The sequence below is a fragment of the Pantoea sp. paga genome, from assembly GCF_007558755.1.
Classification (GTDB): Bacteria; Pseudomonadota; Gammaproteobacteria; order Enterobacterales; family Enterobacteriaceae; genus Pantoea; species Pantoea agglomerans.
Genome location: NZ_VLTF01000018.1, coordinates 1 through 9453 on the forward strand (window position 1 = coordinate 1; position 9453 = coordinate 9453).

Sequence of the window (9453 nt, forward strand, 5' to 3'; positions counted from 1 at the left end):
GATATGGACGTCAGCGACCCTTTAACGGCAGCGAGGGACGTTGCGAACGCTATCGCCCGCGGTGAGGTTCCTCCGGACGTAGGCGCTATGATTATCAGCTCGCTGTCAGGCATAGTTAAGATCGAGGAAGTATCGGAGATGCGGGAACAGCTGGCCCAGCTTACTGCATCTATGGCCCAACTCCTGGAGAACCGCCGATGAGAAAACAAATTGAGCTCCTGTCCCGCAGACTTGCCGCCTACCCTAAGCCTTACGCAGCTGATGGTTCAGTTACTGATGAAGAGTACCGCGCGGCTAAACACGTTCTGAAGGAACTGACAGAGCTGTCGCAGCTCGATATGAAACGTGTGGAAATCGAAGACGCAGGCACGGATGAAGAGCGCCGTAACGCTATCTCTGCCGTCTTGGCTGAACGACGTGACGGGTATAAAGAGTACAGCCCAGATATGCTGGAAGCAGCCTGCCGCCACACCATCGCACTGTATGAAGAGCAGAACCCGCCTAAGTCATAATTACAACATACACCGATGCACGACCGTTGCACCGATCTGTAACTTAGAAAGTATGTTGGCACTAATTCGCTGCCAATAAAAAGCCCCGGTCTGGTCAGATCCGGGGCTTTGCTTTTTGAGGCTACACTCCACGCAGCTATGTGCCTGCGGGCGCGGCGCTCCAGCTGCCCTCTGCTGGCGGGGAGGCTGTCGAAACGAGGAAGACAACCTTTTAGCGCACGTTTCAGCTTTAAAGCTGAAACTGCTTGCAATCGTAACCCAACCAGTGCTATAGATCAACACATGGACGTAAATACCCCAATATTAATACATTATCACTGATAAAATCGAAAGGGTCAACAGGTATGAACGAAAAAATTTCGAATCAGCGCGTGATGCTCACTCAGCCGCAACTTGCGTTTATTACACGCCTGCTGGCCGCACAGAACGGACACGGCAACGTGCAGCAGCTCGCGCGCCAGCTCATTGACCGCGGTATTGCCGCACTAGCCCAGGAGCAGAAAGCATGAGTAAACGAATCATTCAGTCATTTGGCGGCAAGCTGCGCAGCTTCACCTCTGATGATCTGATCAAAGGCGTTGCTACAGCCCTGCGCCCCGTGCAGGCACAGCGTCAGAAGGCGCAGGACGCAGCATTCAAGCGCGGGCAGCACATCGCCGCCAACCGTACTGCAGGCAACGCCATTGCTGCTGCCCTGCTCCAATCGAACAGATCAAGCCAGCAGTTAAACGCCCGGGCTATCGATCAGCTTTTTGATACATCAGCGCCAGCCGACGCAAATAATATGCCGCTGCTCGTTGTGCTGGACGGCATTGTCCCGGAGCAGCCGCAATCGCTCGATGACGTGCTGGACGGTATCCAGAAGCACACCGGCCCCGCGCTGAGCCTTGACCAGGCTATTGACGATGTAGCGCCACAATCGCGCGTTTCTATCACCAAATTCATTAACGATCTCTGAGGGACAACCTATGCCACACATCATTATTTCTACAGCTACCGCCGCCCAGGTCTTTATTAAACGCGACCCCGCTGCGACTCATGCCTACATTCCCGGCCGCGAGCTTGACCGCGTAACGATTGCCGGCGGCGCAGGCCTGGAGAAGGAGCAGCGTATTTATGCTGAAACCGGCAAACGTGTCGCTACCGCCGACGAATGCGATTTTTCGACCACTGTAGTGAGTGATTCCCAGATGGAATGGCTTAAGGATGAGACAGGCTATCAGGCCATGGTGACTTCAGGCTTCCTGCGCAGCGTCCATATCTCTGAGCGCGAAGCGGAGAGAATGAAGCCTCACCACATCGCCGCCGAAGTTGAGCACCTGTTGCCGGTCATGGCTACCAGCGACGGCGGTCGCCAGCTCACCGCAGCAGACTTCGCAGGCTCACTGGCCAAAGTGGCTGCTCGCTAATGGCCCGCGAACGCTACACCCATCAGAACGGCGAGTTTTTCGCGCCGGATGGTTCGCCCGTTAACCTGGGCGATATCCCGCAAAACGCCTCTGTAGCGTTCGCTAAGCCGGACGGTACAACCGAATACCTGATCGCCTGGCACGTGCAGCAGCCGTCGATTTTGCTGGATATGGCGCAGGGTAAATACCGGGGTAGCGAACCACATCCCGACGACGAGGCGGTAAGCCAGCACTATCGCGACCTCCACGCCTTTCTAACCGATGTATTAGGGAGTCACCACCATGCATAACCCTCAAACTAAATTGCACGTCCGTTACCACTACGGGCAGCCAACGATCGGCGGAGATGCCTGGCGAACGGCGTTTTTGCTGGATATCAAAAACAGCTCAGCCTGTCTGCTAAAGCTCGCCGATCTGTCCCTTCCGGTTCCTGCCCCTCTGCTCGAGCATCTGCAGGTGCTGGCTAACCTGAAACGCGTTCACGGTCTCTAATCATGGAAGATTGCTTAACCCTCGCAAAGAAGCTACAGCAGCTCGCTGAATACCGGTTTAACAAGAGCGGTGTCCTGCAGTGGCGAGACTCGCCGCAGCAGGTCTGGCGGGAGTTAAGCCATTTTGACCGCCGGATGTTTATGCAGATCGTGAACGTCCGCGAATGGTCCCGTTTACAGCAGGCGCTGGCATGGATTGCTGACCAGCGCCGATCCTTTTAAGGAGTCAATAATGCACACCCCTCACTTTACCTATCTGAACGGCGAGTTTTATGACTTTAAGGGTGAAAAAACCCCGCTGGCCGATATTCCGGAAGGCACGTATATCTCGTTCTATGACGGCGCCACCGCCCGGCCCCGTTACATTGCAGCTGAGTACGTGCAGGATCCCCAGCTACTGCTTTTTATGTCCGAAGAATCACCTTATGCCGAACACCCGGAAGCCGATGAAGAGGAACGCAAGCACCTAAAAGATCACTACGATTTTTTGATTAAAGAACTTAAAAGGCAGGCCCCGCATGAGCATTCTTAACCAGTTATTAGGTGCGGCGCAGGCCGCATCAGCCGTCATCGGCAGCTCACTGGCGCGCGACGTAGTGCGTATTACGGACGCAGAGGGTAACGCTCTGTTCCAGAACGCCAGGATAATGCGCGCCACCGTGCGTGAAGAGTCAACGCTGATGGAACACCCCCTGGAAGATGGCACCAAGGTAGCCGACCAGAAGATCATTAAACCGGTTGAGATACAGTTTGCAGCCCTGATGACCGGGGATAATTACGGTCAGACTTATGCGGCATTGCGTAATGCGTTCCATAAATCAACGCCGCTGATCATCCAGACCAAAACCGGCAGTTATGCGAACCAGTACCTGCAGAACATGCCGCATGAAGAAACGCCCCAGGCGGGGGATTCTATCGCCATTGCGCTGAGCTTTCGCGAGGTGCAATTTTTCAAACCTGATATCCAAAGCCTGCCGGCAACTGAAGTAGCACCTTCGACTAAAGCCCCGACCCATGCTGCCGGTAAAAAAGTCGTATCAAAGCAGGACGCCTCTACGGTTAAGGCCGGCCAGAAGCGCGGCACCGAGGCGACAGTTAAACAGAAGACCAGCGTTCTAAAAGATATCGAATGGATGTATCAGCGCAACAGCATCCTCGACAAGATCGATGATGCAAAGCGCACGGGCCAAGGTTAAGACACTCCCTACAGAGGTAATCGCAAATGAAAGTAGTTTTATTGAGCCAAGTTAAACCGCTGGAAACCGACACTCCGAACCGCGCATTAACTATGCCGGTGCTCACCTGGGAAATGTACGACAAGATCGTCGCGCTGCTGGAAGCGCAGGACGCTGAAGACGATAAGTAACCGAATCACGATACCGACCTTTTCGCATGATCTTTAATAATGCGAACAATTAGCGGCTCCTGTAGCCGCTTTCTTTTGTTCGTTTCGACAGTTATTTTTCGTAGGCGATTGAAGCTACGTTTCTTCGTTTATTTCTGAAAGAACTTTTGATTTGTGGCCACGTTGTGGCTACAATTGACGAAGTCGTCAATCGTCAACCTATACAATTATGACCTTGAGCGACTCTCATTCATTTATTCCTTATTTGAATCTTCATTTCTTCGCTATGTATTGGAGTAACACACATGAACGCAGATGCACTGGTAAGAGCACGTATTCCACAGGATACGAAGGACCGAGCCGTCGCTGCACTGGATAAGATGGGCCTCAGCACATCGGACGTAATCCGCCTGGTAATGATGCGCGTTGCAGAGGAAGGCCGTTTGCCTTTTGACGTAAAAACGCCAAACGCTACTACTCGCCGTGCTATGGCGCAGCTGGAAAGCGGCAAGGGTGAACGTTTCGAAAGCGCCGAGGACCTGTTTAAGGACTTAGGCATCTAAATGTTAAAACCGGTTCCTTCAAGCACTTTTAAGACAGACGTCAAAAGACAGCAAAGACGTGGCAAGGATATGACCAAGTTAACGACGCTAATCACGTTACTGGTCAATGAGCAGCCTCTCCCGGCAATCTACGAAGATCACCCATTAAAGCGTGATTGGAAGGGTTACCGGGATGCGCACATGGAGGGCGACTGGATACTTATTTATAAAGTGGTGGGTAATGACCTGCAGCTTGCACGAACCGGAACTCATCAGGACATTTTCAGTAATTACTGACCTATGAAAACACTGATAGCCGTACTCATGCTGGCCGCCTTTGGGGCCAGCGCCGCTGAAGTGACCTGTCGAATCGATGTTAATAACGACAAGGTCTGCAGCGACGGGACGAAGACCCGTACCAACGTCTGGGGCGACGAAGTCACCACGGATAAATAAAGCGAAAGCCCGGCAGCTGCGTCAACAGCTAACCGGGCCTCTGAACCCACATCGAGGACAAGTCGATCATGGATCTAAATGCCATTCTATTAGCCCTGCCTGCAATTCGCCACCTGCCTGACGCCCTGATTTTCAGCGGCGCGTTAACTATTGGCTGGAATCTTTTCTGTGAAATCGAAAGCGAGGCAGGAAAATGAGCATCATCACCAAATTAAAACTAAGCATCACCCCCTCTGCAAAAGCCATGCAGGCATCTGACAGCGAGGGCGCATTTACGAAGCAGGCGCTTCACTCAGCCGACGACCGCGCGGCGGTTAACGCATACCTGCGCGATCACTCGTCGCCCTTCCTGCGGCTGTTCTGGCAGCTTTCTGTATGCACCGGCTGGCGAACCAATGACGTCGCGGCGCTGGCATGGGATAGCGTGAACCTCGAAACGGGAGAGGTAACTATCATTGTGGCTAAGCAGTCGAAAGCTGCGGCCAGCCGTGCGGCGCGCGCGGTCGTCGTCGCTCATATTGCAGAAGCTCGCGAACTGGCCGCTATGGCCGGGGATATCCCACGCTGGCAGGCGCTCGGGAAACTGTCACCAGGCGACTACCTCGATACTCTGCCGCAGGATGAGCGAGACGCGCTTATTGAGCGACTGAGCGCCGCAGCTGCTGACGCTAAGCCGAAGATAGACCGCAAGACTATACCCGCCTCCCTGCTAGCCGCGCTGCGTGAATGGCGCAGCGGTAATCCGTTCGACTACGTGTTCGCACGCCAGCTGATGCCGGGGAACCGTGCGCGCGGCATCCGTGCAGGTGAGAACGAGCACGCCAGCCGTCAGTTTTTCTGGCGCGCCCTGCGCGACGTATTCCAGGAGGCGCTGGCCATCGTTCCGGAGATCCGCAAAGTTGTGCGCGCCGGCCGCGAATTGCTGGTCAGGGTTATGCGCCTTTCGGCCTATTCCAGCAGAAAGACCAGTCTGTCACTTATTGCGAGCGCGGCGGGAGGACTCGACCTGCAGCGGGCGGCGGATTTCGTGGGGCACAGCTCGACAGACATAACGGCAAAATACGTTATGCCGGGGCTTAAGCTGGCCGTTCCTGAGGCTGAACTATGGGCATGATTTTATCAGCGATAAAATAAAGTTATTGACTTTATTGATCTTTTTCTTGAATCAAAACCAAGTGGGTATTACTTTATCTGAGAACTAATGTAATCGGAGAATGACCTATGACCGCTCATAAACAGCGCCAGAGCACATACCGCGCCCCGGAAGACGTGTACAAGATGCTTGATGAACTTTCCGCGGCGAATCTACGCAGCCAGAGCCAGATGATTAATGTGCTGGTGATCGAGGCGTATAACCGCATGAAGAAGGAACAGCGGAATGATGCAGCAGCGTAAAAACAAAAAGGCCCAGGAGTTGCGAGCTCCTGGGCCTTCAGAATCCAATTCAGCCTGCGAGCCAAAAGGACATTCGTATGAGTAATGTTATCAGCGATAAACTCGAAAAACAATCCGAGCCTGTACAAAATGTAACCGCACCGACTAAGAAAGTCAAAAAGCCCCTGCCCGCTAACAATGTGATCCCATTGAAAAAGGCTAAACCTGAATGGGAAATCGTCAGCGACAGTCTTCCTAAGCTGCGCAACATCGTTGAACGCCTGTCGCGCATGGGTTATGCGTGCTTCCCAGCAAAAGATGGTTCACCGCTGGCGCCATTTAAAGATCGCCCGGGTTTCACTTCAGACCGTGGCGACTGGTCCGGCGCTAACATGATCGCAGTACGCCTCGACGGCGCCCTTCTGCTGGATATCGACGGCAACAAAGGGAAGGTAAACAAAGCCTTTCTGAAAGGTATCCATGCCGACCATATGCCGGCAAAGGTGCAGCACCGGCTGGCGCGTCCAGACCTCGACGAACCAGGCGATTCTGAGCATTTCCTTTTCCGCGCTACCGGATGGGCTGCCGATACACACCGTATGTGCGTGTCCGGGGAGCTCGACGAGTTTGTCGATCTCAAGACCGGTAATCAGCTGATGTACATCAAGCCAGGCAAGTCTATTTTCTGGCACAACCTCAAGCCCATTGATCAGCTGCTGCCGGTCCCTGATGAAATTCTGGCCGTGATGCGCAAAGGCAGTAATAAGCCTACGCGTGCAGCGGGCGGCGCATCCCTGAAAGGCTTCAATGAGTCGCGCTGGCCAGAACTGGAAGCCGCTATAAACTTCCTGCGCGAGAACGGTACCTATAACGGCGGCGGCGAGCTTGAGCGTACCGAGTGGCTTAAGATCCTTTCAGCGCTGAAAAATTTCGAGGGTTCAGACTTCGAAGTTAAAGCCCGCCAGTTATGGGAAGACGTCAGCATTGATGCGGACGAAGCCGCCAGTAAATGGGCGTCTGAAAGTCAGATCCTGTCACAGTGGAACGCGCCTATCTTCATGGCCCGTGATATCGCCCCTGATGCATTCCCTGCGCATCAGCGCCCGACCGTCACTGATGCCGATCTCGATGACTCAGCCGAAGTAACAGAAACTGGTAACGCGCACCTTAGCCCGGCCAGCGACGTTCAGCTCAGTCTGGAGGGTGATTTCACCAGTAAAGGCGAACTGATCCGCGCCTTCAATACTTCGGGGAACGTTCGCGAAGTTCTGAGAGCATCCGGGCTAAAACTCTGCGTGAATCAGATGAACGGGCAGATTGAATTGCACGGCCCTAAAGGCGTTATCAGCCGCCCGTCGCAGATAGATTCTTTCCTTACTTCAGCCATGGCGCGCAATAAGGTTCCGGAGGGTGCTATCCGTGTTCACTGCCCGGCGATTGCAGAGGAAGTCTCATATCATCCGGTCGTGCGCCAGCTCAGCGGTAAAGAGTGGGACGGCGTGGACCGCGTTACTGATGTTCTGAAAACCTTCAACTTCAAAGAACCAGAGTATGCGATCCCGGTCATGCGTGCCTGGCTGCGTGCCACTATCGCTGCAGCGCACACCGAAAAAGGGTTCAGCTCTAAACTGGTCCCCGTGCTGGTCGGCCAGCAGAACGCGGCTAAATCCAGCGCCATCCGCCGTATTACTGAAATCCTGCCTGGCTGCTTCACCGACCAGCATTTCAGCCCGAACTCTAAAGATGCGCTGATCCATGCTGCCAGCCACTGGGTGCAGGAGTGGGCCGAAATGGACCGCTTAACCGTTAAGGATATGCCAGCGGTCAAAGCCTATATCAGCAGCATGGCCGACAGCTTCCGCCGCCCGTATGCCCGCATGGAAGAGACCAAAACGCGCCAGGGGACAATCATCGGTACGGCGAACATCGGTGCCGATACCGGCGTTCTGAAAGACTCATCAGGTAACGTGCGCTTTGCAGTTCTGGAAACCGGTCAGATAGACATTGAAGCTATTAACCGCATGCTGGGCTGGAAGTGGGACGGGCTGATCGCTCACCGTAACCAGCCGGAAGCACTGGAGCAGTTCTGGCTGCAGATCAAAGCTGAATGGCTGGCCGGTGAAACAACCTCTATGCCGGCGCATCTGGCACAGCAACAGGCCCAGATAAACGAACAGTACGAAGACGTGAACGCATACGATCAGGCGATACTGGAATTCCTGCATCAGCATCGCGAGTGCGCGAAAGCCTGGCGTATGTCCCGCGATATAAGCAGTTCCCTCGGGTTCCCGCCTGAGCGAGTGCGCCACGTCGGCCGCGCGCTGGCCTCAGCAACGCGGCGCGGTGAAATTGAAAGCCGTAATGCGGGGCAACGCGTCATCGAGTATCTGTGGCCGATCATCGGCTCAACCGTTCCGGATCAGGACCTGAACGACTAAAACCAGTGAAAGAAGTGAAAAAGGCCGCCATGAGTGAAAGAAACTCTGGCGGCCTTTTCTTTTTGTATCAATCACTTGTGAAAGAAGTGAATGAATGAAAGAGAAAATGGCATACAAAAGACTTTCCCACGGATAACCGTATACCCTACAGCGAGCGCCGCTGCCCTAGCTACCATCCCTTAATGATATCAAAGTTAATAATATTTCTTTCACTTCTTTCACTTCTTTCACTTAATGACTAAAAACAACAAGTTATAAGAGTGAAAGAACATCTGAACTCTTTCACTCTGTTTCACTCTTCCGACGGCGCTTTAAAAGGTATCCGCCGATCCTGACCTTAAAAATTTTCTGGCCAGAAAATTTGAGCGCGCAGCGCTGGTGCTCTTTATGCCGAGCGATGCCGCGTCACTTTGAGAAATACAAAGTGACGCGCAATTCTTTCCGCTGACAGCCTCTGTCGTGCGTTGCCTGTGGCCTGTTTCTACAATCTGACGCGCCTGTAGTAATGCTGCGGACAGGAAATGTTTTGTGACCACAGCCGGCGCCACAAAACGCTATCAGTAAGATTTTCCTTGTTTGGTTTACTTGCATGATACAGATTAGAAATACGGTTATTTACGGAGTAATTACGGTGATTAAGAAACCACTGCCAGACATTCGCGACACCCGCGGACGATTCGGTAACGGTAATGCAGGCCGACCAAAGGGATCCACGAACAAAACAGCGGTTCAGGCCAAAGCTATAGCTGCCGCTGGCGATGTTCTGACAGGCGATGACTACCGGGCGATCGTGCTTAAAATGGCCGAAATGGCGAAACAGGGCGACCCTCAGGCGGCAAAGCTACTCCTGCCCCGCTGGAAGAGTGTGGTAAAGCCTGTACGCTTT

At 53.6% G+C, this 9453-nt stretch carries 19 protein-coding genes; all 19 read left to right on the forward strand.

All coding sequences use genetic code 11. From position 1 onward, the window contains the following. On the forward strand, window positions 1–201 hold a 201-nt coding region (locus tag FOV68_RS24200; RefSeq protein ID WP_222104200.1), incomplete at its 5' end, for a hypothetical protein. Continuing rightward, window positions 198–512, forward strand: coding sequence for a hypothetical protein (locus FOV68_RS23550; RefSeq protein WP_143991698.1), 315 nt, complete (start codon window positions 198–200; stop codon window positions 510–512). The genes FOV68_RS24200 and FOV68_RS23550, both read left to right, overlap by 4 nt. 344 nt (window positions 513–856) lie before the next feature. Further along, the gene (locus FOV68_RS24110; RefSeq protein ID WP_186289777.1) at window positions 857–1021 is read left to right on the forward strand and encodes a hypothetical protein; all 165 of its coding nucleotides are present in this window, start codon (window positions 857–859) and stop codon (window positions 1019–1021) included. After that, complete coding sequence (locus tag FOV68_RS23555) at window positions 1018–1470, forward strand: peptidylprolyl isomerase (RefSeq protein WP_143991699.1); 453 nt, start codon at window positions 1018–1020, stop codon at window positions 1468–1470. The genes FOV68_RS24110 and FOV68_RS23555 overlap by 4 nt, the downstream gene beginning before the upstream one ends. A gap of 10 nt (window positions 1471–1480) precedes the next feature. Then, window positions 1481–1921 carry a hypothetical protein gene (locus FOV68_RS23560; protein WP_143991700.1) on the forward strand — a complete coding sequence of 147 codons (441 nt, stop codon included), beginning with the start codon at window positions 1481–1483 and terminating at the stop codon, window positions 1919–1921. Continuing rightward, the gene (locus FOV68_RS23565) at window positions 1921–2211 is read left to right on the forward strand and encodes a hypothetical protein (protein ID WP_143991701.1); all 291 of its coding nucleotides are present in this window, start codon (window positions 1921–1923) and stop codon (window positions 2209–2211) included. Before FOV68_RS23560 ends, FOV68_RS23565 begins: the two co-directional genes overlap by 1 nt. Continuing rightward, the gene (locus FOV68_RS23570) at window positions 2204–2413 is read left to right on the forward strand and encodes a hypothetical protein (RefSeq protein WP_143991702.1); all 210 of its coding nucleotides are present in this window, start codon (window positions 2204–2206) and stop codon (window positions 2411–2413) included. The genes FOV68_RS23565 and FOV68_RS23570 overlap by 8 nt, the downstream gene beginning before the upstream one ends. A 2-nt stretch (window positions 2414–2415) precedes the next feature. Then, entirely contained in the window at window positions 2416–2634 is a 219-nt protein-coding gene (locus tag FOV68_RS23575) for a hypothetical protein (protein ID WP_143991703.1), read from the forward strand. 10 nt (window positions 2635–2644) lie between these two features. Then, on the forward strand, window positions 2645–2944 hold the full coding sequence (locus tag FOV68_RS23580; RefSeq protein WP_143991704.1) for a hypothetical protein: 300 nt from the start codon (window positions 2645–2647) through the stop codon (window positions 2942–2944). After that, window positions 2931–3608 carry a phage baseplate protein gene (locus FOV68_RS23585; RefSeq protein WP_143991705.1) on the forward strand — a complete coding sequence of 226 codons (678 nt, stop codon included), beginning with the start codon at window positions 2931–2933 and terminating at the stop codon, window positions 3606–3608. Before FOV68_RS23580 ends, FOV68_RS23585 begins: the two co-directional genes overlap by 14 nt. Window positions 3609–3634: 26 nt before the next feature. Then, window positions 3635–3778, forward strand: a complete 144-nt coding sequence (locus FOV68_RS24115; protein ID WP_186289778.1) for a hypothetical protein — start codon at window positions 3635–3637, stop codon at window positions 3776–3778. 284 nt (window positions 3779–4062) lie between these two features. Continuing rightward, the gene (locus tag FOV68_RS23590) at window positions 4063–4320 is read left to right on the forward strand and encodes a type II toxin-antitoxin system RelB/DinJ family antitoxin (protein ID WP_143991706.1); all 258 of its coding nucleotides are present in this window, start codon (window positions 4063–4065) and stop codon (window positions 4318–4320) included. After that, window positions 4321–4596, forward strand: a complete 276-nt coding sequence (locus FOV68_RS23595; RefSeq protein WP_143991707.1) for a type II toxin-antitoxin system YafQ family toxin — start codon at window positions 4321–4323, stop codon at window positions 4594–4596. It abuts the gene before it with no gap. 3 nt (window positions 4597–4599) lie between these two features. Continuing rightward, window positions 4600–4755 (forward strand): hypothetical protein, encoded by a 156-nt coding sequence (locus FOV68_RS24120; RefSeq protein ID WP_186289779.1) that lies wholly within the window; start codon window positions 4600–4602, stop codon window positions 4753–4755. Window positions 4756–4823: 68 nt separating this feature from the next. After that, window positions 4824–4952: a hypothetical protein gene (locus FOV68_RS24485; RefSeq protein ID WP_255473759.1), complete on the forward strand. Its 129-nt coding sequence runs from the start codon at window positions 4824–4826 to the stop codon at window positions 4950–4952. Next, entirely contained in the window at window positions 4949–5869 is a 921-nt protein-coding gene (locus FOV68_RS23600; RefSeq protein WP_143991708.1) for a hypothetical protein, read from the forward strand. The genes FOV68_RS24485 and FOV68_RS23600 overlap by 4 nt, the downstream gene beginning before the upstream one ends. 107 nt (window positions 5870–5976) lie before the next feature. Next, window positions 5977–6150, forward strand: a complete 174-nt coding sequence (locus FOV68_RS24125) for a hypothetical protein (RefSeq protein WP_186289780.1) — start codon at window positions 5977–5979, stop codon at window positions 6148–6150. A 77-nt stretch (window positions 6151–6227) separates the two neighbouring features. Beyond that, entirely contained in the window at window positions 6228–8567 is a 2340-nt protein-coding gene (locus tag FOV68_RS23605) for a VapE domain-containing protein (protein WP_143991709.1), read from the forward strand. Between the two features lie 631 nt (window positions 8568–9198). Continuing rightward, window positions 9199–9453, forward strand: a 255-nt coding sequence (locus tag FOV68_RS24205; RefSeq protein ID WP_222104201.1) for a DUF5681 domain-containing protein, incomplete at its 3' end; no start/stop codon positions are given.

Coding starts and splice junctions, on each gene's coding strand:
- FOV68_RS23550 (WP_143991698.1), top strand. CDS start 198: ATGAGAAAACAAATTGAGCTCCTGTCCCGCAGACTTGCCGCCTACCCT.
- FOV68_RS24110 (WP_186289777.1), top strand. CDS start 857: ATGAACGAAAAAATTTCGAATCAGCGCGTGATGCTCACTCAGCCGCAA.
- FOV68_RS23555 (WP_143991699.1), top strand. CDS start 1,018: ATGAGTAAACGAATCATTCAGTCATTTGGCGGCAAGCTGCGCAGCTTC.
- FOV68_RS23560 (WP_143991700.1), top strand. CDS start 1,481: ATGCCACACATCATTATTTCTACAGCTACCGCCGCCCAGGTCTTTATT.
- FOV68_RS23565 (WP_143991701.1), top strand. CDS start 1,921: ATGGCCCGCGAACGCTACACCCATCAGAACGGCGAGTTTTTCGCGCCG.
- FOV68_RS23570 (WP_143991702.1), top strand. CDS start 2,204: ATGCATAACCCTCAAACTAAATTGCACGTCCGTTACCACTACGGGCAG.
- FOV68_RS23575 (WP_143991703.1), top strand. CDS start 2,416: ATGGAAGATTGCTTAACCCTCGCAAAGAAGCTACAGCAGCTCGCTGAA.
- FOV68_RS23580 (WP_143991704.1), top strand. CDS start 2,645: ATGCACACCCCTCACTTTACCTATCTGAACGGCGAGTTTTATGACTTT.
- FOV68_RS23585 (WP_143991705.1), top strand. CDS start 2,931: ATGAGCATTCTTAACCAGTTATTAGGTGCGGCGCAGGCCGCATCAGCC.
- FOV68_RS24115 (WP_186289778.1), top strand. CDS start 3,635: ATGAAAGTAGTTTTATTGAGCCAAGTTAAACCGCTGGAAACCGACACT.
- FOV68_RS23590 (WP_143991706.1), top strand. CDS start 4,063: ATGAACGCAGATGCACTGGTAAGAGCACGTATTCCACAGGATACGAAG.
- FOV68_RS23595 (WP_143991707.1), top strand. CDS start 4,321: ATGTTAAAACCGGTTCCTTCAAGCACTTTTAAGACAGACGTCAAAAGA.
- FOV68_RS24120 (WP_186289779.1), top strand. CDS start 4,600: ATGAAAACACTGATAGCCGTACTCATGCTGGCCGCCTTTGGGGCCAGC.
- FOV68_RS24485 (WP_255473759.1), top strand. CDS start 4,824: ATGGATCTAAATGCCATTCTATTAGCCCTGCCTGCAATTCGCCACCTG.
- FOV68_RS23600 (WP_143991708.1), top strand. CDS start 4,949: ATGAGCATCATCACCAAATTAAAACTAAGCATCACCCCCTCTGCAAAA.
- FOV68_RS24125 (WP_186289780.1), top strand. CDS start 5,977: ATGACCGCTCATAAACAGCGCCAGAGCACATACCGCGCCCCGGAAGAC.
- FOV68_RS23605 (WP_143991709.1), top strand. CDS start 6,228: ATGAGTAATGTTATCAGCGATAAACTCGAAAAACAATCCGAGCCTGTA.